Origin of the sequence: uncultured Methanofollis sp., assembly GCF_937919355.1 — an archaeon.
GTDB lineage: Archaea > Halobacteriota > Methanomicrobia > Methanomicrobiales > Methanofollaceae > Methanofollis.
The window spans coordinates 1-21,961 of record NZ_CALFSA010000235.1; the positions used below are offsets into that span (position 1 = coordinate 1).

Consider the following 21,961-nt stretch of genomic DNA (forward strand, 5'->3'; position numbering starts at 1 on the left):
ACAACGGCACCTTCGGCTCGACAGGCAACCAGCCCACCTGCGCCTGCACCGGCGCCGACCTCGAAGTTGCGGCAGTCGCCGCAGGTTTTCGCCGGACCTGCACCGTCGCCGACGAGGGAGAAATCGCGGCGGCCCTTGACGACCCCTCGCCCGGCCCGGCCTTCGTCAGGGTGCTGATCAGGCCGGGGAACGCGGACGTGCCCAACATCCCCCTCTCTCCGGCGGAGATCAGGGACCGCTTCATGGCCGCGGTGAAGGGGTGGGAGTGAGGATCCGGTCTGTCTCCTTTTTGGATCTGGAGGATTTTCCTGTTCTGGGGTGACGGTGCCCCATGTTTGCCACTCGAAAACCGAAGTTTTTCTCAATCTCGCTGACGCTCGCACACTCTGGTTCCCCGCCACTAGGATCGGGGGGTTGGCAATCCCACGTGTCAGGATCTCTATTCTGTCTTCTCGGGACCAATCCTGAGCGGGGGTCCGGGGGCGTAGTCCCCCGGCTCATATTTTGGAGAAGGTGGTGGATCGGTCACTCCGCCGGGGGGCTGCCGCCCCCCAGACCCTCGAAAATCAAAGATTTTCTCATGCTCACTCCGTTCGCACCCTGCCATTAGGATAGGGGGTGGAGGGCAGTCCCCCCTTCAAAATGCACGCTTGCCTCTTTGAGGTCCAATCCTGAGCAGGGGGACTGCCAGCGAAGACTTCGTCTTCTCGACTCCCTCAGGTCGTTCCTCCGGACACTCGAAAGCCTCCGGCTCATGGCACATCAAAGATGTGCCTGCTCAGGAAAATCTTCGATTTTGCGCTTTCTCAAGCTCGCTCCGCTCGCACCCCGCGCAGGATTGGTCCCGGGAAGACAGAACAGGATCCTGACAGGGGTGATTGCCAACCTGCCCTATCTGGGAGGGTGCGATCGGTAGCCTCTCAGCACAGGCACTAAAAAAAGAATATCTCCTCTCTCACTCGGTGATCATCGTGCCGACGCCGGCATCGGTGAAGAGTTCGAGGAGGATGGTGTGGGGCTTGTTCCCGTTCACCACATGCGCGAAGGGCACGCCGCCCTTCACCGCCCTGACACAGGAGTCAATCTTCGGGATCATGCCGCCCGCGATCGTGCCGTCCGTCATCAGGCCCTCTGTCTCGGCGGCCCTGAGGTGGCGGTAGACCTGCGTCCTCTCCCTGTCCATCACGCCGTCGACGTCGGTGAGGTTGATGAGCTTGAAAGCGTTGAGGGCGACGGCGATCTCACCTGCCGCCGTGTCCGCGTTGATGTTCAGGCTCCGGCCCGCCCTGTCGATCGCGATCGGGGCGATGACCGTGATATAACCGTTCGCAAGGAGAGTGGTGATCAGTTCGGGGTTGATCTTCTCGATCTCGCCCACGTAACCGAGGTCGACCTCCTGCTCCTCCTCGCCCACCTTCACCCTCTGGTTGCCGATCTTCTTCGCGATGATGACATTGCCGTCGTTCCCCGAGATGCCGACACCCTGTGCGCCGCACCGCGCCAGGACCGAGACGATGCCGTCATTGATCTTACCGACCAGCACCATCTGGGCGATCTCCAGGGTATCGGCGTCGGTGACCCGCAGACCGCCGACGAACTGCGGTTCCTTGCCGAGGGCCTTCATCTTCTCCGTGATCTCAGGGCCCCCGCCGTGGACGACGACGACCCTCATCCCCACGTAGTGGAGGAGGACAATGTCCCGAATCGCGTTTTCGAGCATCTCCTCGTCGACCATCGCATGGCCGCCGAGTTTGATCACGATCGTCCTACCGTGAAAGCGCTGGATATAGGGCAGCGCTTCCATCAGCACTTCTTCGCGCTTCATGTCGTGTACTTCCCGTTGATCTCGACGTATTTCTCGGTGAGGTCGCAGCCCCATGCGACGGCCTCGCCCTTGCCTGCGGCAAGGTCAAGGGAGAAGACGACCTTCTTCCCGTGCATCGCCGCCTTTGCCCTGACCAGATCGGAGACGATCACCCCGTCCTTCACGAGGGGCGTCTCCTCCTCACCCTCGCCGATGGTGAGAGAGACGGCGTCCGGGTCGAAGGCGACGCCCGCCCTGCCGGCGGCGGCGACGACGCGGCCCCAGTTCGGGTCCTCGCCGTAGACCGCCGTCTTGACGAGGGGTGAGGCGACGACTGTCCGTGCCACCAGTTCGGCCGCCGCCTCGTCAGGGGCGCCGGTGACCTGCACCTCGAGCATCTTCGTCGCCCCTTCGCCGTCGGCGGCGATCTGCTTTGCAAGAGAGATGCAGCAGGCCTCAAGAGCTGCATCGAAGGCCTTCCTGTCCGCAGGACCGGCACGGCCGGTTGCAGTCACGAAGGCGCAGTCGTTTGTGCTCTCGTCCCCGTCCACGACGACGCGGTTGAAACTCCGGCGCACTGCCGAACGGAGTGACTCCTGCAACTCCGCCGCCCCGATCGCCGCGTCCGTGTAGATGAAGGCGAGCATCGTCCCCATGTTCGGGGCGATCATCCCGCTCCCCTTGCAGATACCGGCGACGGTAAAACCGTCACCCCGGACAAGGGCGTGCTTCTCGACCTGGTCGGTCGTCATGATCGCCCTCGCCGCCGCAACCTCGGCCTCTGCAGACGAGACAAGGTGCGGGGCGACAACCCGGCACTGCCTCTCGATGATATCGAGGTGGAGATAGCGCCCTATCACGCCGGTGCTCGCCACGCCGACCCGCTCCTCGGGAAGGCCGAGGGCATCGGCCGCGATTTCTGCCATCTTCACGGCGTCCTCATACCCTCTCTTCCCGGTGTAGGCGTTCGCACACCCGGAGTCGATGACAATTGCGTCGAGTTTGCCTGCGGCGATCCTCTCCCGCATCAACTGGACAGGCGCTGCACACACCAGGTTTGAGGTGAAAGTCGCCGCTGCGGTGCCGCTCGCACGGATAATTGCAAGCCCGTGCTTCCCCTCCTTGATCCCCCAGGCCTCAACGCCCTGGACTGCACAGATACTCTTCATTCTTCTTTTTCCTCCTTCATATCATATGAGGCGCCAAGCCCCTGCACGATGTCGCGGCGCGCGACGATCCCGATAAGTCTCTTCTTCTCCACGACAGGCAGGCGAGCGATGCCCTCTTTCAGCATCACGGCCGCCGCCTTCTCGATGTCGTCTTCCGGGCCGACGGTGATCGCGGGCATCGACATCACCTGGCGGACCTTTGTCTTCCCGACGTCAGAGAGAGCCTTCTTCGTCTTCTCCCAGTTGATCATCTCCCTGATAGGCACCTCGATGAACTCAAGGGGCGACGGGAGCCAGAGGTCTTCGGAGACCCCGCCGGTCTTCAGGAGGGAGAGGATGTCGGCCTCCGTAACCATCCCGACCAGTTCGTTCCCGTCCAGCACCGGGAGGCCGCTGATATCGTGCCTCCGCAGCAGGGAGGCGGCGTGCCTGACCGTGTCGTCGGCCTGGACCGTCACCGGGTCAGGTGTCATGATCTCGCGTACTTTCATGGTCTTCCCCCGTTCAGGGCATGCACGCCGGAGTCTTCAACCCATCGTCCTCGGCGTAGCCGCACATGATGTTCATGTTCTGGATCGCCTGGCCTGCCGCGCCCTTGACCAGGTTGTCGATCGCCGAGACGACGACGACCCGTTCGCCCTCGCTTTCCATCCCGATGTCGCAGAAGTTGCTGCCGCGCACGGCCGGCAGGGCCGGTTTCTGGAGGCGGACAAAGTGCTCGCCCGCGTAGAACTTCCTGTACAGGGCCTCCACCTCGTCCTGGGCCATCGGTTCGTCCAGGATGATATGTGCCGTCGTCAGGATCCCCCTGTTCACCGGCACCAGGTGCGGGGTGAAGAAGCAGTGGGCCTTTGAACCGAGACGGGATAACTCCTGCTTCATCTCGGCAAGGTGGCGGTGGCTCGTCCACTTGTACGCGTTCACGCCGTCGGCCACGTTCGGGTAGTGAGTCGTCGCCGAGGGGTTGTCGCCGGCGCCTGAGACGCCGGTCTTCGAGTCGTAGATGACATACTTCGCGTATTTTGCCAGGGGCGCCGCCGCAAGGGTCGCACCCGTCGGGAAGCACCCCGGGTTCGAGACGAACTTTGCCCCTCTCACCTCGTCCCTGTGGAGTTCGGGGATACCGTACGGCGCCTTGAAGTAGGCGGTATGGGTGACCCCGTAGACCTTCTCGTAGACGTCCTGCGGGAGTCTGTAGTCCGCCGAGAGGTCGACGGTCCTGATCCCGCGTTCAAGAAGTGTTCCCGCAAAGTTCATCGCCGCGGTGTGCGGCACGGCAAGGAAAGCAAAGTCAGCATCGATATCCTCAACCTTCGGGTTGGTGAAGGCGAGGTCGGTGTAGCCCCGCAGGTGCGGGTGCTGGTCTGCGACCGGCCGCCCTTCCAGCGCCCTCGAGGTGGCGACTGTCACCCGGGCAGAAGAATGACTCTGGAGAAGGCGGATCAGTTCTCCGCCGGCGTAGCCTGAGGCCCCAACGATAGCGACATCCATACAGGAGATTATACCGGAGAAAAAACTTAATGGTTTGGAATCGTCGGCCCGCACCCGGCCGGCGGGAGAGGGAGAACTCTGATTGGAGGGATCAGGTGTGTGCTGTGGCGTCGAAGAGCGCCCTTGCACGGCCGTCGATCAGGTCCCTGTTCTCCAGACCGGCGAGGAGGTCGGCGGGCAGCGCGGCGGCGCCGTACCTCGCCCCGGCGTACGCCCCGCAGATGAAGGCGATGGTGTCGGTGTTCCCGCCGACATTGGCGGCGACATAGAGGAGGTTTTCCGGGGATTCGTACCGGCCCATGAGGAAGAAGGCGATCGGGACGGTCTGGTAGATGGAAACGTCGTTGCCGATGACGGGCAATGCCGCTTCAAGGCTGATACCCTCTTCCTGCAGGGAGACCGCCCGCCTGATCCTGGCACCGAGGCCGGTGTCCTCGGCCGCCGCCGTCTTCAGGGCGAGGGCGAGGGGGTCGGGGGCGCCGTACACGGTGGCGGAGAGGAGGGCGGCGACGGTGACGGCACCGGCAAGGGCGGCCGGATGGGTGTGGGTGACGGCACAGGCCTTTGCGAGGCGTCCTGAACGCTCGACCGGGTCGCTATATCGCAGGGCGAAGGGGACGGCGAGGGGTATGCACCCGCTGGTGTCCGAGTTGACGCCAGTCTGACCCGGGCCCTGCGTGACCAGGCGTTCGCAGGCGGCCATCAACGACCCGTCGGGGAAGCGGAGGTCGCCCTCGGCGCAGAGGTGTGCAAGGTCGCGGGCATATCTCACCTCAGAGTACTCTCCCGAGGCGAGGAGGGAGGCGACGAGGAGCATGATCTGGGTGTCGTCGGTGTACTGGCCGGGTTCGAGGCGGGCGTTCGGGTGCCACCGCCATGCCTTCCTGTACCCCCTGTACAGGTGCGAGAGGTTCATCGGCGACGTCTCTCCGGGCATGCCGAGAGCGTCCCCGACGGCCGCCCCGAGCATGCATCCCCTGAATCGATCGAGCATCAAAGCCGTTATTGGTGAAGAGGATACCATAAGCCCTTCGTCTTTGTTCGGGCCCGTGTTTTCTTTCTGAAATATTTTTGTGTTCGTATGATATTTTCTGTCGTCTCTGGCGTGATGCTATGCCCGCGCCCGGTGCGAAGGATATAACCCGGTCGGTACCAGGACCCCCCTGCCTCCGCCCCCTCTTATGGTTCTCACCCGGTCGACGGGGGGACCTGCCCATATCTGCCGGGTGATGGCGGGCGCAGGCCATCCCCCTCGTTGGATGCCCCCCTTGGGGGCGCAGGATCTCTCCTGTGGTGATCGCATCACCCTCTCCGGGAGACTATAATCTCTCTGCCACCCCCATCCGCGCCGTCGGATCACAAACCCTATCCCCGTCGAGCGCATATCGTAAAAGTTATCGACGGGTGGTATATCCGCCCTCCTGCTGTTGGTGATATCATTCGGAGAGAATCAGAATCTGCGGATGTGGTGAAGCAGAAGACCGCACGCCTCTCGGTCATTTCGAATACACTCCTCGTAACGACGAAACTCGTCGTCGGGTGTGCGATCGGATCTGTCGGTATCATCTCCGAGGCGATCCATTCTGGGATTGACCTTGTAGCTGCTGGTATCGCATTCATATCGGTGAAAATAGCGTCGGAACCTGCGGATGCATCCCACCGTTTCGGTCACGGAAAGTTCGAGGACTTTTCCGGTCTCATTGAGGCGGCCCTCATCTTCGTAGCGGCCGCTCTCATCATCAGGGAAGCGCTCGGGACTCTTATCGCTGGAAGCGACGGCCTTGCCATGGACGCCCTGGGGTTTGGCATGGCCGTGATGCTCCTCTCGGCCGGCGTGAACTGGTACGTCTCCTCCCGCTTGATGAAGGTGGCGAAGGAGACCGAGTCGATCGCCCTTGAGAGCGACGCGTGGCACCTGCGGACCGACGTGTACACCTCCCTTGCCATGCTTGCCGGTCTTGTGGCCATCAGGCTTACCGGCCTTGTCGTCCTCGATGCGGTCTTCGCCCTCGGCGTCGCCGGGATCATAATGAAGGCGGCCTACGACCTGACGCGGCGGGCCTTCTCCGACCTCACCGACCATGCCCTCCCGCCCGAGGAGGAGGAGAGGATCAGGCAGATCATCTGCGACCACGCCTCTGATGTCGTGGACTTCCACGCCCTCAGGACGAGGCGGTCCGGCCCGGAGCGCTTCATCGACCTCCACCTTGTCGTCTCCCGGGACGACAGCCTCCAGATGGCATATGACCTGGTGAAGCACATCGAGTCAGATATCAGGTCTGAGTTCCCCGGCGCCAATGTCTCGATCCGGGTCGAACCCTGTGCACGGCACTGCACGGCCTGCCCCTCGGTCTGCCACCCGGGTAAGGAGGAACCCGACAGGCGGCAGGGTGCATGAAAATAGTGTGAATGTCCTGGACCGGAGATGGTCCTCAGACCATCTTCGTCCCCCAGACCGTGTGTTCGTACCTCTGCGCCTTCTCCGCCCCTCGCGTGCAGAAGAAGGAATATTTCAGCCCCATCTCCTTTCCCACCGGGCACGCCGGGCAGATGCACCTCTTCTCGTCGCTGATGCACATGAAACTCTTGCCCGTGGAGCAGAAGATGAGTTCTTTCCCCTCCTTTGCGCACCGGTTGTACGACGGGCATGACGGGCAGGTGCACATCGACTTCAACTTCTCGACTGTCGCCTGGACGTCTTCAGGCGCCATATTTTTCATTGCCTGGACTTTCTCCTCAAAGGTGTCCATTGTGTCTCCCCCGGCAGGAGGAGGTACACCCGCTATAAAAATATATCCCGGGGAAAAAAGAGGGAGGGAGAAGGATTTTGTCTGCGTTTTTAGGCCGTGTGCAGGCCGGTGAGGTCTTCAAGGACCTTTGCCACGTCGATCCAGATCACGAGCCCGGTCGCCTCGGTCTCGTCGTTCTTATTCTCGCGGCTCTTGATGATCCCTTTCACATAGGCCTCACGGCAGAGGCCCGCGTCCATCTTTTCCACGTCGGCCTCGGTGACCTGCATCACGGCGTTGACATCGTCGACGATGATCCCGAGGTTTGCCCCGCCGGTCGCCTCCGAGACAAGGACGATGATCTTCCTGTTCTCGGTTTCTGCGCTGGTCTGGATATTGAGGAGGGTGGCGAGGTCGATGATGTTCGTGATCTCGCCCCTCAGGTTGATCACACCGGCGATGTGCGCGGGTGCCCGCGGCACAGGGGTGATCGGGATCATCTCCACGATCTCCCGCGCCAGGTGGATATCGAGGGCGTAATACTCGCCGCCGAGTTCGAATTTCACCACGTCTACGATTTCTGCCATCTTCTGCCCCTCAGAGGGTGAATTTGTCAAGTCTCTTCTTCAGGTTCCCGGCGAGGCCCGCCATCTCTTGGGCGCCGCCTCCGACCTCCTGGGCCGAGGCGCTGACTTCCTCAGTGAGGGCGGCCATGTTCTCGATGCCTTTGATATTCTGCTGGACCTCCTCCTTGTTCCGCTCCATCGCCTCCATCACGCGGTTGGTGGCGCTGGCCTGATCCTCGGTGGCCTTCGCGATCTCGCCGATGTTCTGGTTCGCTTCTTTCGATGCCTTTGCGATGGTGTTCAGCGCCTCGATGGCCTTCTCCACACTTGAGATCCCGGAATTGATCTCGGTGTAGGCCGACTCCATGTTCTCTGCGGTCTTGTCGGTGGTGGTCTGGATGGTGGAGATGAGGTTCTCGATATCGTTCGTCGCCTTCTTCGACTCTCCCGCGAGGTTTCTCACCTCGCCCGCGACGACGGCGAAGCCACGCCCGTGCTCGCCGGCCCGTGCCGCCTCGATCGCGGCGTTGAGGGCGAGGAGGTTGGTCTGGTTCGAGATGTCGTTGATGAGCTTCACGATCTTGCTGATCTCCTGCATCTGCTCGTTGAGGCGGGTGATCTCCTCGACGCTCTTCCTCGCGATGCCTTCAACGCCCCGCATCTTTCCGGAGGCTTCCTTACCGAGGATCTCTGCCTGGTCGCCGAGTTCGGCCGCCTCGCCGGTCTTCTGGAGGACGTCCTGCGAGGTGCTGGCGATCTCCTCCACGGAGGCGGAGAGGTCCGACATCGTCCGTGCGATCTCCTCGATGTTCTCCAGGCTCTTCCTCGCCCCTTCCGCGGACTTCTGGCTTGTCGTGGCGACCTGCTCGATCGCCTTTGCGATGTCCTCGGCGCTCCGGCTCGTTTCTTTCGTCCCGTTGTTGACCTGCTCTCCGACCGTGGCGATCTCCTTCAGCGTCTCCTGCAGGGACTCGCGGGCGTTCCTGTAGTTCTTTTTCAGGTCGCCGAGGACGTCGCCATCCCTGATCTCGATCTGTGCGGTGAGGTCGCCGCCGGCCATGGAGATCATCGCCTGCCGCATCTCGTCGGCGCTCTCCGCGAGGAGGCGGGCCTGTTCCTGGGCCTTCTTTTCCTGCTGTTTGATCTCGGTTATGTCCTGGATGATCTCGATGTGGCCGATCTTCTCGCCTCTCTCGTCCTTCAGGTAGGCGATATCGAGCTGGAAACTTGACCCGTCTATCTCGAAGAGGGTCGTGATCTCGTCCTTCCCGCTCTGGCGGAGTTTTACGATGCCGCAGTCGTTGTTGTTGCAGAGCGGTCCCTTCGTCGCCTGGCAGGATATGCCGCAGTCTCTCTCACGGTCCCTCTTCCACTGGGACTCGAAGCCCTTATTCATGAAGGTCCAGTTCATGTTCATGTCGGTGACCGAGATCGGGAAGGGTATCCTGTCCAGGATGGATTGGTACCACACGGCTTTCCTGTCGGTTTCTTCGGCGAGTTCTTTCGCCCGCTGCTGCTCCTCGTACGCCTCTGTCATATCGACGATGACAAGGAGCATACTCTCGACTTTGCCCTTCTCGTCGAGGAACGGGATGCTGTATTCGACGGCGCGCTTTATGCCTGCGGGGTATTTGACGACTGTCGTCGAGTAGCCGCGGCTCTTTTTCTGGAGCGTGTCCCTGAGTCCGTCTCCTTCCTGTTCGAGGATGGTGAAGTCCCCGGTATTTATTCCAATGATGTCGTCGTGGCTCATGCCGCTGAACTCTTCGAATGCCTCGTTGTCGTCGATGACATTGCAGGCGGTGTCCAGGAAGAGCATGGGGACAGGGTTCAACTTGATGGATGCGATGTAGTTCTTCAGGTCATGGGCGTCCTCTGCCCTCTCTTCCTCTGTCTTTGCCATCTTTACGAGACATGCTTTGAGGGGTTCTATCAATGGTTTGATGGCCTTATCGGCGTCTTTCTCATCGATAGTGCGGGAGAAATCCCCTTCCGAAGCAGATTCCAGTATTTCGATAATTTCCTTGATATCGGACATGGCGTTCCCTTCTGGTCTGATTACGCCCCGTGTATGCGCAACATACTGAAAATGATGAATGAAGTCTCTGTAGCGGGTAACCGACAGGCGTGCGCAGTGCTCGAAGCGTCAGGTACGTACTTACAGGTACTGGTATATATTATTTTTCAATTTTGAATATTGAAGATTATTTAATTTATTTGCTTATCTACAAAAAATATATCTTGTATCGTATTATGCCGCACCTATGGGCGCCACTCTGACACCACCTCTGCATCAGGCAGGGGCGACGAGGCTCCTGAGGACCTTGGTCATGTCGATCCAGATCACCAGGCCCTTCTCCTCGGTGTCATCTCCGCCGATCTTGATGATCCCCTTCACGAAGGCCTCATGGCAGAGTGTTGCGTCCATCGTCTCCACGTCGTCCTCGGAGACCTGCATCACCGAATGGACATCGTCGACGATGATCCCGAGGTTTGAACCCCCGGCGACCTCCGGGACGAGGACGATGATCTTCCTGTTCGTCACCTCTCCCCGGTCAGGGATCTGGAGGAGGGTGGTGAGGGTGATGATGTTCGTGATCTCGCCCCTGAGGTTGATGATCCCGGCAATATGCGGGGGTGCGAGGGGCACCGGGGTGATCGGGATCATCTCCACGATCTCCCGTGCCAGGAGGATGTCGACGGCGTATCTGGTACCCCCGATCTCGAACTCAACGACGTCGATGATCTTTACCACTCTGCGTCCCCCCTTCAGATCTTGAACCTGTCCATCTGCTTCTCAAGGTCGCCCGCCAGATCATGGAGTTCATGGGTGGCACTGTTGATCTCCTGCGTCGAGGCGCTCGTCTCTTCGGCAAGGGCGGCGAGGTCCTCGATCTGTTCAAGGCTCGACCTGGTCAGGCTGTTTCCTTCCTCGACGATCTTGACGACGGCATTGCTCGTGTTCGCCTGGTCCTCGATGGCCTTCGCGATCTCGCCCATGTCGTGGGTCACGGAGACCGCACCCTCGACAATCCTGTTCAGGGCGACGATCGCCTTGTTCACGCTATCGACACTTGCAGAGATCTCGGTGTTCGCCGAACTGATGTTCGAGGCGGTCTTCTCGCTCTTTGCCTGGATGGAGGTGATGAGGTTCTCGATGTCGTTCGTCGCCTTCTTCGACTCGCCTGCGAGGTTCCGCACCTCGCCCGCGACGACGGCGAAGCCGCGGCCGTGCTCGCCCGCCCGTGCCGCCTCGATCGCGGCGTTGAGGGCGAGGAGGTTCGTCTGGTTCGAGATGTCGGTGATGAGCTTCACGATCTTGTCGATCTCGTGGATCTCCTGGTTGAGTTGTGTGATGTTGACCACACTCTCGCTGGCGATCTTTTCGACGGCCGTGATCTTCGTGTTGGCCTCCTTACCGAGGTTCTCCGCACCTCTGCCCATCTCGGCGACGTTCTGCGCCCGCTCAAGGACTTCCTGCGAGGTGCTGGCGATCTCCTCGTTCGAGGCCGAGAGGTCGCTGAACTTCTGGGTGATCTCCTCCATCTTGGTGAGGGTTCTCTTCCCGAGGTCCGCGCACCTCTGGCTGGTGAGGGCCACCTGCTCCGCGGCCTTGGCGATCTGGTCGCCGCCCTTGCTTGCTTCAAGGGTGCCGAGCTGGACCTGTTCAGTCGCCTGTTTCACCTGCCTGAACGCGCCGCTGCCATTGACGGTGATCTGGTCCAGGGATTCCTTGAACCGCTTGAATTCTCCTGAAACCTCAATGTCCCCGGAGAATTTTTTCGTGTAGTCGCCGTCGGCGAGGGCCGCCGCGACCTGCATTCCTTCGTCCAGGGGTTTGTGGATGGCGTCGAGGAGGTCGTTGACGCCTCCTATGACTTTTGCGAACTCCCCTGCATGCTTCGAGGCGTCGGCCCGCATGGCCAACCGTCCTTCTCTGCCGGCCGCTGCAAGTTTATTTGCATCGTCCACGAGTCTCTGGATCGCCTCCATCATAGCGATGAAGGCCGGGACAATGTGGTCGTTCTCAGAACGTCGTCCAATACGCTTGAAGCCCTCCAGGTCTTTCAGGTCGCCCCGGCTGATGTTCTTCGCTGTCTCCTGGAGATGGAGGAGGCGGTCCAGGACGACATTGATCTCCGCGGCCATCTCGGCATAGATCCCCTCGTAGTGCCCTTCGACTTTCCTGGTGTAGTCGTTCTGTGCGGCCCTCTGGAGGACGGCATTCCCTTCTTTCAGGGCATTGAGTTCGTCGACGCAGCGGTTGATGCTCTCTTTAAGTTTCTTGAAGTCACCCTTATATTCGGCCGTGATCTTCTCCGGGATCTCGCCCCGGCCGATCTTGTCGATCATGGCGATGGTCGGCGGGATGGGTTCGATGATTGCGTCGATGATCTCGTTGACGCCCTTCGCGATCTGGGGGAGTTCGCCCTCGCCGTCGAGTTTTGCCCTGACCGAGAGGTTCCCGTTTCTGATCCCGTCGGCCACGCCGAGGAGGTCCTTGATCATCCTGACTTCGCCGGTGACGTCGGGGAAATACTCGACGGCACCGATGATCGTGCCGCTGCCGTCCCTGTATGGGACGCCGGTGCACTTGATCACCCGTCCGTCCCCGAGGTCGTTGGTGATGATGTTGACCTGCCCGTCCTTCATTGCAACCCTGCAGGGGCAGTCCTTCGATCTGCAGAGGCCTGTCCTGTAGAGTTCATAGCATGGTTTGCCTATGCAGTCCTCCTGCTTTTTTCCGAGGAGGTCTGCGGCCGCCCTGTTGATGTAGAGGATATGAAATTCGGTGTCGACGATGTGGGCCGGGAGGGGGATCTGGTCCATGCCTGCGGCCAGAGTCTCGTTTTTCCGTATCTCCTTCTCGAGCCTGGTGATCTTCTTCTGACATTCTTCGATGGTGGGTCCCTTCTCTGGCATGATGATCTCCTGTCTGCTTTTTGCTCTGGAGGACGATACTCGCCTATCCCATCACCGGGGAGTGCCGCGTATGCGTGGGGTCAGACATCGGGCTTCAGCCGGTGCGCTCCGGGATAACTGATCATCTGCGCAGTATGATATTTAACAGATTGCATTTTATCAAATGCGTTATTCTGTCTACTTCACATTTTTAAAAGAGAATTTGCCGGACCACTCTGCCCCGATACCCCGGTCGGGTGGTTTTCTTGAAAAAATAGGAATGTTATCTCCGCTCGGGGGTCTTAATTCATTATATGTCAAAAAAATCCGTTTATTTGTGTGAGAACCCTGCACTGTTTTTCATATGCCTGCAGGCTCACCTGAGAAGGGCCGAGATAATTTTTTCCGCGAGTCCCTGCCGCAGTCCTATCGCTCTGTTCTCACACATCTCGTGGCAGCAGTAACAGCGGATGCAGGCGGATTCATCGATCACGGCCATCCCTTCCTCGATGCTGATCGCGTCGACCGGGCAGGCGCGGGCACACCTGCCGCACCCGGTGCACCGCTCCGGGTCGGGCACCGGCTTTGGCCTGATCTCTGTCCCCCGCCTCTGGAGGAAGGATAAGATCTGCCGGTTGATGAAGGGGACGGCGGGCGCCGCCGGGTGGGTGGACGCCTTCCTGAAGTCGGAGACCGTCACTGCCGCGGGGTCGTCGCCGGTCACCCTGACGTCCCTGAAGTCCGGTCTGACCCATCCGCGCTTTGCGGCACCGCTGATCGTGCCGATCTCGGCCGGTTCCATCCCCATCAAACGGGAGGTGACGATGTCGACCGCCGTCGGATCGGCGCTTGCGAGGACAGCCCCGATCGGCCGCGGCGATCCTGACATAGGGCCGTCCCCCTCCATCCCGACGACCGCGTCCATGACCTGGAGGGATGGGCGCACCAGGGTGTTGAGGTCGAGGAGCATCCCCGCAAACTCCTGCGGGTCCCTGAACCTGGCGTGGAAGACCGGTTTCTCAAGGCCGGGGATCACGCCGAAGAGGTTCTTGACGGCGCCAGAGTATCCGGTGAAAAGGTGGGTCTTCGCCTTCGAGACAACGACGATCGCGTCTGCGTCGAGGGCGGCGTCGATGATGGAGAAGCGCTTCATCACCTCGCCCTCCGGGAAGGGGACAGTCCTCGACGAGGTCGCAGTGGAGAGGGAGACCCCCGGTATCCCGGTCGCTCCGGTAAAGCCGCACTTCTCATAGGCCTTCTCAAGGTTCCGCCGGGTGTAAAGTGTCCCCGCCCCCGGCGAGTCTGCGATGACGACCGTGCACCCGTGGTCTGCAAGCAGGCGTGCGACCGCCTTCACGACCGCCGGGTGGGTGGTGACAGCCCGTCCGGGCACCGCCCCCATCAGGAGGTTTGGCTTGAGGAGCACCCGACTCCCCCGCGGGACGAAGGCCCCGACCCCGCCGAGGAGATCGACCGCCCGTTCCACCGCGGCATAGACCTGTGCTTCGTTGTATGTCCGGCAGTGGACGAGGGCGACCTCTTTTGCCGGGGGGTCTGCTGGCGTCATCGTATCAACTCATCTCTTTGTGGTCGGAAAAAAGGATCTGCACCGGCGGTGGGGGGGTTCGCGATGTTTTGCCCGGGGCACTCTATCAGGCCCCGGAGGGAGTATCGATTAATTGCCTTCCCCCCATTGCTCGCCGGGGGCTCTCGACTCCCTCCGGTCGTCCCCTGGAATTGCGATTGGCTCCGGGAAGAGTGAACCAGACATTCAAAGGAGAGCGAATGCCATATCCCCGCCTATCCTGAGCGGGGATCCGGGGGCGTAGTCCCCCGGTGGAGAACACCGATCCACTGCCTGAACTTCGTTCGAAAACCTACGGTTTTCTCAAGCCTGTTCTGCTTGCACCCCCGATCCCCGGTCATGAGAATAGAAAGCGGGGAGCAATCCCCCGCCCTGAATAGTTGATCGGTCTTTCTGGGACTCTTCACCGCTCTTCGCGGACCATCGTGATCGCTTTCTTCGGGCAGACATTGGCGCAGACGCCGCAGCCCTTGCAGAAGTCGAGGTCGATATTGAGTTCCTCGTCGATCACGCCGTCGGGACAGTGGATCTCACAGATCCCGCACTGGTTGCACTTTTCCCTGTCCACGACCGGGCGGAAGACCCGCCACGACCCGGTAAGCCCGCAGGCCCCGGTCTTCGGTCTGCTCAGTGCAAGCCGCTCTCTCATATGACCATCTCCTTGTAGGCAGCCTCGGCCACCTGCACGTTCCGCTCGTCGGAGAACATCTCCCTGATCGCCTGCTTTGCCGACTCGAAGGAGACGATGCCGAGTTTTGCCGCCGCACCCAGGAAGGGTGTGTTCACGATCGGCGTCCCGGCGATCGCCAGGTTCTTTGCAAGGGCGATGTCGGTGAGGTCGACGTGGTGTGAAACGAATCCCGGGAACTCGTGGGGGTGCTCCGAGTTGACGAGCACGCTTCCGCCCTTCTTGAGGCCCTGGAGGACGTCCACCGTCTCCATCACCGAGGCGTCGAGGACGACGACCATGTCGGGGTTCCTGATCTGGGAGTAGATCTTGATCGGGGCGTCGTCGATCCGGACGAAGGAGACGACAGGGGCCCCACGCCGCTCTGCACCGTAGAAGGGGCATGCGGTGGCATATTTTCCGTCCCTGAACGCCGCAAGGGCGAGGAGGCGGGCCGCGGTCACGCCGCCCTGCCCGCCGCGGGAATGGATCCTGATCTCGTACATTACTCGCTCACCCCGAACCACATCTCTTCGCCGATCTTCCTGTTCCGCACGAAGTCGGCGATATCGTCGTAGGTGACCTCCTGACCGCCGAGGCCGGCGATCACGTTGTAGCACTCGATGCCTGTCTTCGCCTTAATTGAGGCCGCCACCACGCCGCCGAAGCCGAAGGAGTAGTCGCGGTCGATGACCACGACCTCCTTCCCTTTCAGGTCGAGGTCGGGGAAGGGCCTGAACCAGCGCAGCCGCATCGAACCGGCCTTGATACCCTCCTTGCGGAGGATGTCGACGGCCACCTCGGCCTCCTTGCCGAGAGTGCCCATCGAGACGACGACGACGTCGGCGTCCTCGCACTGGTAGTCCTCCGTCGGGCCGTACTTCCGTCCGAACCGGCGGGCGAACTCCTCCTCCGTCTCGCGGATCACGTCCCGTGCGTCCCGCATCGAGCGCTCGATGTCCCACCTGAACTTGAAGTAGTCGGCAGGCCCGGTCATGGGGCCGTAGCCCATCGGGTTGTTCACGTCGATGGCGTGCGGCAACCTGATCGGCGGAATGAAGTCGCCGAGGTCGACCGTGTCCAGGGACTGCATGATATGGGAGAGGGAGAAGCCGTCGAGGTTGACCATCACCGGCAGGAGGACGCGCTCGTCCTCGGCGATACGGAAGGCCATCAGGGTGACGTCGTAGGCCTCCTGGACAGTCCCCACATAGACCTGCAGCCACCCGGTGTCGCGCTGGGAGAAGGCGTCCGTGTGCTCGGCCCAGGTGTTCCAGCCAGGCCCGAGGGCACGGTTCACGTTCGCCATGACAATGGGCAGGCGGGCGCCCGCCGCCCAGTGGAGCATCTCGTGCATGTACAGCAGGCCGTGGGAACTCGTCGCCGTGAAGGTCCGCACACCTGTCACCGAGGCGCCGATACACGCGGCCATCGCCGAGTGCTCGCTCTCCACCGGGATGTACTCGGTTGCGATCTCCTTTCTGGCGACGAAGTTTGCGACCTGTTCGATGATCTCGGTCTGCGGCGTGATCGGGTAGGCGGCGACGACCGACGGGTGCGCCTGTTTCACCGCTGCGGCGACGGCCTTGTTCCCGGTTGCGATCGTCAGCATATTCCTTCCTCCTCCTTCCTGACCCTTTCCAGGTTCTTGATCACGGCCTGCTGGAGTTCGTTGATGATCTCCGGCGTCACTCTCTTGAAACGGCCCTGACCTTTCAAGTATTCTTCGAGGGGCAGCGGGTTCTTCATCGCGGCCTTCGAGGGCCCGGAGACCGTCAGCTTCCCGTACTCCCTCTCCCACAACACCCAGGACCCGGTCTTCACCGCGAGTTTGCCCATCTCGATCGTCCGGTCAGACTCGTAGCGCCAGCCCGGCGGGCAGGGCGCGAGGATGTGGATGAACTTCGGCCCCTCGATGGAGAGGGCCTTCTTGACCTTCTTGTACAGGTCGAGGGGGTAGGCGCTGCACGCCGTCGCCATGTAGGGCGGGTTATGAGCGGCGACGATACGGTCGAGGTCTTTCTTGAACTCGCCCTTGCCGCCCGGCGTCGTCGTCGTCACGGCGCCGAGAGGGGTGGCGCCTGAGCGTTGCATGCCTGTGTTCCCATAGGCCTCGTTGTCGTAGCAGATGTACAGGAAGTCGGTGCCGCGCTCGAACGCGCCTGACAGCGACTGGATGCCGATGTCCACCGTCCCGCCGTCGCCGGCGTAGGCGATGACATTCGTCTTCTTCCCTGCACTCCTGAACGCCTTGCTCATCCCCGAGGCGCATGCCGCCGCCGCTGCGAAGGCGATGTTGTACACCGGGACATTGAAAGACGTGTTCGGGTACACCCCCTGGATCACCGATGTGCAGCAGGCCGGGATGACAAGGACCGTGTCGGGCCCCGCGGCCTTCAGGACATAGCGGAGACAGAGGGAGGAACTGCACCCTGCACATGCGGCTGTGCAGGTCTTGATGTACTCCTCTTTCGGAATCTCAGAAATAGTGCTCAACTCCTCACCAATGATAGTTGCTCATTATCGATCATTACATTTGTCGGGTAACTCTTGTAGGTTGCTATTTGGAATGCACATAGTTTGGGTGCGCGCCGACTTGGGTTTGTTGGTTCTGATCGGCAGTTCTGCTGGCAGAGTCCACCAGCAATAAATGGGAAAGACACGCACTTTCCCGCTAGATTATGACCGAAGAAAATGCCCACGATGACGCGGCGGACAGCATTGTCCCCCCGGCAGACTCCCATCAGCCGTCTCTTTCAGATCCGGTCGAACAACCCACATCCCCTCTTCCTCCGCCACCCCGGGAAACCGTGAAGCAGGGCGGGAAGAAGAGGATCGTCCTCGGAGTTCTCGGAGTCCTCCTCCTCCTCGCTGTTGCGGCCGCATTCACCCTCCATGTCGAGATCGGGGACCCGAAATCCGGTGTCACCTACCCGTACACGGCGACCTACAATGTCTGGTTCCCTGACGGCGAACCTTTCACGATAGGGAATGCCAGGATGATGGTCCTCAGCTATGGTGACGAACTCATCCTCGACGTCAACGGCAACAGGCAGAAACTTGTCGTCGGCGAAGAGAAGGAACTGGCAGAACACCATGCGAGCATGAATGTCTTTGGCGTCACCCTGCTGTCCACCGACTTCAAGATGCTCCTGAAGTACAGGGGACCTGTCGACGGAAAGGCGAATTTCTTCCTCTCTGTCAGGACCTCACGGCAGGTTCCGGATTTCGTCGTCGACCTGTTCCTCCCGGAGGAGGTCAGGGCCCAGCCCGCGTAGGGCTGCACTCACCCTCTTTTTTAACCTGAAGTCCTGCTCACGCCTGACAAGTGCCCTTTCAGCCTTTGGCGAGGGCTGGAGTGGTGTGAAGGAGAAGGCATACGCCACGTCTGTGAGGATCAGGCCGCCGGGTGGTGCGGCCGGCACCCGCGCCGTCCCCTCGCCTGCAAGCAGGGCCCCGATCCCGTCGGCGTCCATCTCTCCTCTGCCGACCATGGCAAGGGCGAAGGCCATGCACCGCACCATGTTCCAGAGAAAACTTTCCGCCGTCACCGTGAAGACGCAGAAGCCGTCCTCATCCGTGACATGTGCCGCCTTGACATGGCGGAGAGGGTTTCTCTCGCTTTTCCGGGAGAAGAGGGAGAAGTCGTGCTCGCCCACGAACGCCTGCGCCGCACTGTCCATCGCCGCCGTGTCTCCCGGGTGCTCGACAAAATAGTAACTGTACGTCCGTGCGACGGCCTCCTTTCTCGGGTTGAACTGGTCGTGCACCTCCGCCCACCCTGTCGTCCAGATGTCGGCGGGAAGTTCGTACCGCAGGGCTGTCACCGCCCTCTCAGGTTCGTCTGTCGTGAAGGCACAGACCTGCCCTGCAGCATGGACGCCGCGGTCTGTCCGGCCGGAGAAGGCGATCTTCCCCTCCTTCGGGTCTACAAAGAGGCCGATCCGTATACACGCCGCTATCACGTCCCCCTCGACGGTGCGGAGGCCGGGCTGGACCTGCGAACCGTAGAAGTCGTCCCCCCAGTAACCTATCCTGAACGCAAGCCTCATTTCGGGATCCTGGCCTGAATCTTCTTCCAGGAACTCTTCAGGGACTGGGTGGTGTACGAGCGGAGGGGGGTCATCCTCCCGCCTGCCGCGGTCTTCCCGGTGCGGATCGCCTCAAGGATGGCGTCGAGGTTGCGGTCGGCGTTGACGAGGGTGTAGCCGTAGCCGACGAAGCGGGCCTGGTGAGCGTCGCTCCCCCCGACCGCGGGTTTCCCGAGGTTGCGGGCGACCATTGCCGCCTTCCTGTTTGCGGTCCCCATGATGTAGCGGCTGTTGAAGACTTCGATGGCGTCGACGAGGCTCGGGCCAGCCCTGAGTTTCAGGCCGACGCCGTGGCGCCACATGTGGTAGGGATGAGGGAGGATGAGGACGGCGCCGGCCTCGCGAGCGCGGTGAACGGCCTCAAAAAAGTCCATGCCCTTCGGGAAGGCTTTTGTGACACCGAGGGCCAGAAGGTGCCCCTGTTTTGTCGATATCTCCGTCCCCGGTATGACGATCACGGACGTCCTGCACTGGAGGGCATGGAGGGCGCCCTCGACCGTGTCGTGGTCGGTGATCGCAACGGCGTCGAGGCCGACCGCCTCGGCCTGCCTGAGCACCTCCTCGACGCTGCTCTCGCCGTCGCGGGAGTATCTGGTATGGATGTGCAGATCACATCTCAGCATGGGATCAGATCATTTTAGGTCTCCGCCTTCTTAAGGAATGGTATGCGGATCCTCCTTCCTACAGGCGAGGCGACCGCCGGAGTCGTCCGGAAGGCCGCCGAAGACTTTGACGCCGACGTCGTCGTCACCGGCGAGATCGCCGCTTTCCTGACTCCGGAAACTCTTCGAGATCTCATCGGGGCTGGCGATTATGATCTTGTGCTCGTCTCCGGGATGTCGACGGCCTCCTTTGCCGCCGTCGAGGTGGAGACAGGAGTGCCGGTCTACCGGGGCCCGCGCCATGCCGCCGACCTCGCCATGGTCCTCCCCCTCATCGGGAGGGTCGCCCTCTCGCGGGAGGTCCCTGCCGACGAACTCTTTGCAACGGAGAGGCGGGCCGAGGCGTACCGCTGGCTTTCGGCCCTCGAAGATGCGGCTGAGCCAGACATCGTCCTGCGGGGTACGAAGATCGGCGGCGGGTCGCGGATGAAGGTCCTCGCCGAGATCATGGACGCCCACTGCCACCCCGCCTTGAGGGACACCGTCGAGGATTTCTACGCGAAGGGCGCCGACATCGTCGACCTCGGCTTCGGCTTCGACGCGACGCCTGCAGATGTTGAGAGGTGCTTTGCGGCCCTCGACGGGGTCGAAGGCCCTCTTGCCGCGGACACGCAGGACCCTGCCCTGATCAGGGCAGCGCTCGGGCGGGCCGACCTCATCCTCTCCCTTCACGAGGGGAACATCCCCCTCGTCGGTGAGGAGGTTGCCGCGGCCGGTGTCGCCGCCGTCGTCGTGCCGGGTGCGGCCGGCCTTGCGGCGAACCTCAGTGCGGCACGGGCCGCCGGGATCGCCGCCCTCGTCGCCGACCCACTGCTCCAGCCTGCAGGTTCGGGCCTTGTCGCCTCACTCTGCGGCTTTTCCGGTGATGACGTCCCCCTCTTCTTCGGCGCCGGCAATGTCGCCGAACTCATCGACGCCGACTCTGTCGGCGTGAACGCCCTGCTTGCGGCCTGCGCACACGAGGTCGGGGCCTCTGTTGTCTTCACCTCAGAACACTCTGACAAGACGAGAGGGTCGGTGGCGGAGATGCGCCGGGCGACAGAGATGATGGCGGTGATGGGCGACCACCCGTACCCGAAGGACCTCGGCATCGACCTCCTCGTCCTCAAGGAGAAGAGGCGTCGGCGCGAACCCCTCCCCGCGGGCGACCCCGTCGACGTCCCCCCGGCCTCAGACGCATTCACCCCGGACCCCGCGGGGAACATCAGGATCGCCGTCGCCGGGGGCTGGATCCTCACCGAACACCAGGGAACTGTCTACCGCGGTAGGACGGCCGCTGACCTCACCGCCGCCCTTCTGGACGGGGGGTGCGTCACCCGTCTCGACCATGCCGCCTATCTCGGCCGGGAACTGGCTCGGGCCGAGGTGGCGGCGCACCTCGGCAGGAGTTATGTGCAGGACGGTCCCTTCTGATCTTCCGATGCAATCATTGATTGGCCATGCCGCCCAAGATCCATAAACCTATGAAGATCAGGGGAATCTCCGCCGACCTCCTCGACCTCCTCCTCAGGCTGGGGGTCGAGCACCACCCGAACGAGTTCGCCGCCATCCTCAGGGAGGAGAACGGCATCATCACCGAACTCGACCTCGTGCCGGGGACGACAAGCAATGAGGAGAGTGCGAGCGTCTTCCTGGACATGCTCCCCCTCGGCACCCACAATGCGGGGAGCGCCCACTCCCACCCGAACGGTGTCCTCTATCCCTCAGATGCCGACCTCTCCTTCTTCCCGCGGACAGGTCGCTGTCACCTGATCATCGGCTGGCCGTACGGCCCCGGCGACTGGGCCTGCTTCACCGCGGACGGTCAGCCCTATGACCTTGAGGTGGTGGAATGAAGCGTATCGTCGCCACAGGCACCTTTGACCTCCTCCACCCCGGCCACCTCTTCTACCTGGCGGAGTCGAAGAAACTCGGCGACGAACTCCATGTGATCGTGGCGCGGGACGTCAATGTCCGCCACAAGCCAAAGCCGATCATCCCTGAGGACCAGCGCCTTGCGATGGTGGCGGCATTAAAGCCGGTCGACCATGCCCGCCTCGGTGACCAGACCGATATGTTCGCCCCCATCAGGGAGATCGACCCCGACGTGATCACCCTCGGCTTCAACCAGTTCTTCAAAGAGGAGGACCTGGAGAGGGCCCTGCGGGAACACGGCCTGAGGGCCCGCGTGGTGCGGGTCGGTCGGTATGAGGGGCCTCTCTCCTCCTCGTCCCAGATCGTCGGGCGCATCCTCGCCGAGCGGGGCCACCGCACCTGACCCGCAACCCTTATCCTCTCCCCGGCGCTATGGGCCGT

General features: G+C 61.7%; 22 protein-coding genes and 1 pseudogene. 6 read left to right on the plus strand and 17 right to left on the minus strand.

What is annotated here, in order from left to right:
- Positions 1 to 269: pseudogene (locus Q0520_RS11435) on the plus strand (thiamine pyrophosphate-binding protein); the annotation flags it as partial.
- Between the two features lie 686 nt (positions 270 to 955).
- Here Q0520_RS11435 and argB read toward each other — a convergent pair.
- The 5 genes from argB to Q0520_RS11460 all read right to left on the minus strand — a co-directional run bounded on the left by argB (position 956) and on the right by Q0520_RS11460 (position 5,458).
- Positions 956 to 1,825 carry an acetylglutamate kinase gene (gene argB / locus Q0520_RS11440; RefSeq protein ID WP_298670205.1) on the minus strand — a complete coding sequence of 290 codons (870 nt, stop codon included), beginning with the start codon at positions 1,823 to 1,825 and terminating at the stop codon, positions 956 to 958.
- Positions 1,822 to 2,973 (minus strand): bifunctional glutamate N-acetyltransferase/amino-acid acetyltransferase ArgJ, encoded by a 1,152-nt coding sequence (gene argJ / locus Q0520_RS11445; RefSeq protein ID WP_298670207.1) that lies wholly within the window; start codon positions 2,971 to 2,973, stop codon positions 1,822 to 1,824. The genes argB and argJ overlap by 4 nt, the downstream gene beginning before the upstream one ends.
- Positions 2,970 to 3,464: a CBS domain-containing protein gene (locus Q0520_RS11450; RefSeq protein WP_298670209.1), complete on the minus strand. Its 495-nt coding sequence runs from the start codon at positions 3,462 to 3,464 to the stop codon at positions 2,970 to 2,972. Before Q0520_RS11450 ends, argJ begins: the two co-directional genes overlap by 4 nt.
- Positions 3,465 to 3,477: 13 nt before the next feature.
- Positions 3,478 to 4,464 (minus strand): N-acetyl-gamma-glutamyl-phosphate reductase, encoded by a 987-nt coding sequence (gene argC / locus Q0520_RS11455; RefSeq protein ID WP_298670211.1) that lies wholly within the window; start codon positions 4,462 to 4,464, stop codon positions 3,478 to 3,480.
- Positions 4,465 to 4,555: 91 nt separating this feature from the next.
- Complete coding sequence (locus Q0520_RS11460) at positions 4,556 to 5,458, minus strand: ADP-ribosylglycohydrolase family protein (protein WP_298670213.1); 903 nt, start codon at positions 5,456 to 5,458, stop codon at positions 4,556 to 4,558.
- A gap of 474 nt (positions 5,459 to 5,932) precedes the next feature.
- On the opposite strand from Q0520_RS11460, the gene Q0520_RS11465 reads away from it, so the two are divergent.
- The gene (locus tag Q0520_RS11465) at positions 5,933 to 6,862 is read left to right on the plus strand and encodes a cation diffusion facilitator family transporter (protein ID WP_298670215.1); all 930 of its coding nucleotides are present in this window, start codon (positions 5,933 to 5,935) and stop codon (positions 6,860 to 6,862) included.
- Positions 6,863 to 6,896: 34 nt separating this feature from the next.
- Here Q0520_RS11465 and Q0520_RS11470 read toward each other — a convergent pair whose 3' ends face one another.
- The 10 genes from Q0520_RS11470 to Q0520_RS11515 form a co-directional block, all read right to left on the minus strand.
- A complete protein-coding gene (locus Q0520_RS11470; RefSeq protein ID WP_298670217.1) occupies positions 6,897 to 7,214 on the minus strand; it encodes a DUF2769 domain-containing protein in 318 nt (105 codons plus the stop codon).
- Between the two features lie 89 nt (positions 7,215 to 7,303).
- Entirely contained in the window at positions 7,304 to 7,780 is a 477-nt protein-coding gene (locus Q0520_RS11475; RefSeq protein WP_298670219.1) for a chemotaxis protein CheW, read from the minus strand.
- A gap of 10 nt (positions 7,781 to 7,790) precedes the next feature.
- Positions 7,791 to 9,662 (minus strand): methyl-accepting chemotaxis protein, encoded by a 1,872-nt coding sequence (locus Q0520_RS11480; RefSeq protein ID WP_298670221.1) that lies wholly within the window; start codon positions 9,660 to 9,662, stop codon positions 7,791 to 7,793.
- A 390-nt stretch (positions 9,663 to 10,052) separates the two neighbouring features.
- Positions 10,053 to 10,514, minus strand: coding sequence for a chemotaxis protein CheW (locus Q0520_RS11485; RefSeq protein ID WP_298670223.1), 462 nt, complete (start codon positions 10,512 to 10,514; stop codon positions 10,053 to 10,055).
- 14 nt (positions 10,515 to 10,528) lie between these two features.
- Positions 10,529 to 12,682, minus strand: a complete 2,154-nt coding sequence (locus Q0520_RS11490) for a methyl-accepting chemotaxis protein (protein ID WP_298670225.1) — start codon at positions 12,680 to 12,682, stop codon at positions 10,529 to 10,531.
- Between the two features lie 355 nt (positions 12,683 to 13,037).
- Positions 13,038 to 14,228, minus strand: coding sequence for a DUF362 domain-containing protein (locus tag Q0520_RS11495; protein ID WP_298670227.1), 1,191 nt, complete (start codon positions 14,226 to 14,228; stop codon positions 13,038 to 13,040).
- A gap of 421 nt (positions 14,229 to 14,649) precedes the next feature.
- Positions 14,650 to 14,895, minus strand: a complete 246-nt coding sequence (locus tag Q0520_RS11500) for a 4Fe-4S binding protein (RefSeq protein WP_298670228.1) — start codon at positions 14,893 to 14,895, stop codon at positions 14,650 to 14,652.
- Positions 14,892 to 15,419 carry a 2-oxoacid:acceptor oxidoreductase family protein gene (locus Q0520_RS11505; protein ID WP_298670229.1) on the minus strand — a complete coding sequence of 176 codons (528 nt, stop codon included), beginning with the start codon at positions 15,417 to 15,419 and terminating at the stop codon, positions 14,892 to 14,894. The genes Q0520_RS11500 and Q0520_RS11505 overlap by 4 nt, the downstream gene beginning before the upstream one ends.
- The gene (locus tag Q0520_RS11510) at positions 15,419 to 16,525 is read right to left on the minus strand and encodes a transketolase C-terminal domain-containing protein (RefSeq protein WP_298670230.1); all 1,107 of its coding nucleotides are present in this window, start codon (positions 16,523 to 16,525) and stop codon (positions 15,419 to 15,421) included. The genes Q0520_RS11505 and Q0520_RS11510 overlap by 1 nt, the downstream gene beginning before the upstream one ends.
- Positions 16,519 to 17,400, minus strand: a complete 882-nt coding sequence (locus Q0520_RS11515; RefSeq protein ID WP_298670253.1) for a thiamine pyrophosphate-dependent enzyme — start codon at positions 17,398 to 17,400, stop codon at positions 16,519 to 16,521. Before Q0520_RS11515 ends, Q0520_RS11510 begins: the two co-directional genes overlap by 7 nt.
- 194 nt (positions 17,401 to 17,594) lie before the next feature.
- Between Q0520_RS11515 and Q0520_RS11520 the strand changes: the two genes are divergently transcribed.
- The gene (locus tag Q0520_RS11520; protein ID WP_298670231.1) at positions 17,595 to 18,191 is read left to right on the plus strand and encodes a hypothetical protein; all 597 of its coding nucleotides are present in this window, start codon (positions 17,595 to 17,597) and stop codon (positions 18,189 to 18,191) included.
- Here Q0520_RS11520 and truA read toward each other — a convergent pair.
- Positions 18,123 to 18,965: a tRNA pseudouridine(38-40) synthase TruA gene (gene truA / locus Q0520_RS11525; protein ID WP_298670232.1), complete on the minus strand. Its 843-nt coding sequence runs from the start codon at positions 18,963 to 18,965 to the stop codon at positions 18,123 to 18,125. The two genes, Q0520_RS11520 and truA, sit on opposite strands and share 69 nt — an antisense overlap.
- On the minus strand, positions 18,962 to 19,627 hold the full coding sequence (locus Q0520_RS11530) for a PHP domain-containing protein (protein WP_298670233.1): 666 nt from the start codon (positions 19,625 to 19,627) through the stop codon (positions 18,962 to 18,964). Before Q0520_RS11530 ends, truA begins: the two co-directional genes overlap by 4 nt.
- A gap of 42 nt (positions 19,628 to 19,669) precedes the next feature.
- Here Q0520_RS11530 and Q0520_RS11535 point away from each other — a divergent pair, with 42 nt between their 5' ends.
- From Q0520_RS11535 to Q0520_RS11545, 3 genes are read left to right on the plus strand one after another with little or no spacing between them, the layout of a single operon-like run.
- Positions 19,670 to 21,079, plus strand: a complete 1,410-nt coding sequence (locus Q0520_RS11535; RefSeq protein WP_298670234.1) for a dihydropteroate synthase-like protein — start codon at positions 19,670 to 19,672, stop codon at positions 21,077 to 21,079.
- A 50-nt stretch (positions 21,080 to 21,129) separates the two neighbouring features.
- A complete protein-coding gene (locus Q0520_RS11540) occupies positions 21,130 to 21,501 on the plus strand; it encodes a Mov34/MPN/PAD-1 family protein (protein WP_298670255.1) in 372 nt (123 codons plus the stop codon).
- Positions 21,498 to 21,923, plus strand: coding sequence for an adenylyltransferase/cytidyltransferase family protein (locus Q0520_RS11545; protein ID WP_298670235.1), 426 nt, complete (start codon positions 21,498 to 21,500; stop codon positions 21,921 to 21,923). The genes Q0520_RS11540 and Q0520_RS11545 overlap by 4 nt, the downstream gene beginning before the upstream one ends.
- Positions 21,924 to 21,961 lie beyond the last annotated feature (38 nt).

Coding starts and splice junctions, on each gene's coding strand:
- Q0520_RS11540 (WP_298670255.1), top strand. CDS start 21,130: ATGAAGATCAGGGGAATCTCCGCCGACCTCCTCGACCTCCTCCTCAGG.
- Q0520_RS11495 (WP_298670227.1), bottom strand. CDS start 14,228: ATGACGCCAGCAGACCCCCCGGCAAAAGAGGTCGCCCTCGTCCACTGC.
- Q0520_RS11490 (WP_298670225.1), bottom strand. CDS start 12,682: ATGCCAGAGAAGGGACCCACCATCGAAGAATGTCAGAAGAAGATCACC.
- Q0520_RS11470 (WP_298670217.1), bottom strand. CDS start 7,214: ATGGACACCTTTGAGGAGAAAGTCCAGGCAATGAAAAATATGGCGCCT.
- Q0520_RS11500 (WP_298670228.1), bottom strand. CDS start 14,895: ATGAGAGAGCGGCTTGCACTGAGCAGACCGAAGACCGGGGCCTGCGGG.
- Q0520_RS11450 (WP_298670209.1), bottom strand. CDS start 3,464: ATGAAAGTACGCGAGATCATGACACCTGACCCGGTGACGGTCCAGGCC.
- Q0520_RS11505 (WP_298670229.1), bottom strand. CDS start 15,419: ATGTACGAGATCAGGATCCATTCCCGCGGCGGGCAGGGCGGCGTGACC.
- Q0520_RS11520 (WP_298670231.1), top strand. CDS start 17,595: ATGACCGAAGAAAATGCCCACGATGACGCGGCGGACAGCATTGTCCCC.
- Q0520_RS11510 (WP_298670230.1), bottom strand. CDS start 16,525: ATGCTGACGATCGCAACCGGGAACAAGGCCGTCGCCGCAGCGGTGAAA.
- argJ (WP_298670207.1), bottom strand. CDS start 2,973: ATGAAGAGTATCTGTGCAGTCCAGGGCGTTGAGGCCTGGGGGATCAAG.
- Q0520_RS11480 (WP_298670221.1), bottom strand. CDS start 9,662: ATGGCAAAGACAGAGGAAGAGAGGGCAGAGGACGCCCATGACCTGAAG.
- argB (WP_298670205.1), bottom strand. CDS start 1,825: ATGAAGCGCGAAGAAGTGCTGATGGAAGCGCTGCCCTATATCCAGCGC.
- Q0520_RS11475 (WP_298670219.1), bottom strand. CDS start 7,780: ATGGCAGAAATCGTAGACGTGGTGAAATTCGAACTCGGCGGCGAGTAT.
- Q0520_RS11460 (WP_298670213.1), bottom strand. CDS start 5,458: ATGCTCGATCGATTCAGGGGATGCATGCTCGGGGCGGCCGTCGGGGAC.
- Q0520_RS11535 (WP_298670234.1), top strand. CDS start 19,670: ATGCGGATCCTCCTTCCTACAGGCGAGGCGACCGCCGGAGTCGTCCGG.
- Q0520_RS11530 (WP_298670233.1), bottom strand. CDS start 19,627: ATGCTGAGATGTGATCTGCACATCCATACCAGATACTCCCGCGACGGC.
- argC (WP_298670211.1), bottom strand. CDS start 4,464: ATGGATGTCGCTATCGTTGGGGCCTCAGGCTACGCCGGCGGAGAACTG.
- Q0520_RS11545 (WP_298670235.1), top strand. CDS start 21,498: ATGAAGCGTATCGTCGCCACAGGCACCTTTGACCTCCTCCACCCCGGC.
- truA (WP_298670232.1), bottom strand. CDS start 18,965: ATGAGGCTTGCGTTCAGGATAGGTTACTGGGGGGACGACTTCTACGGT.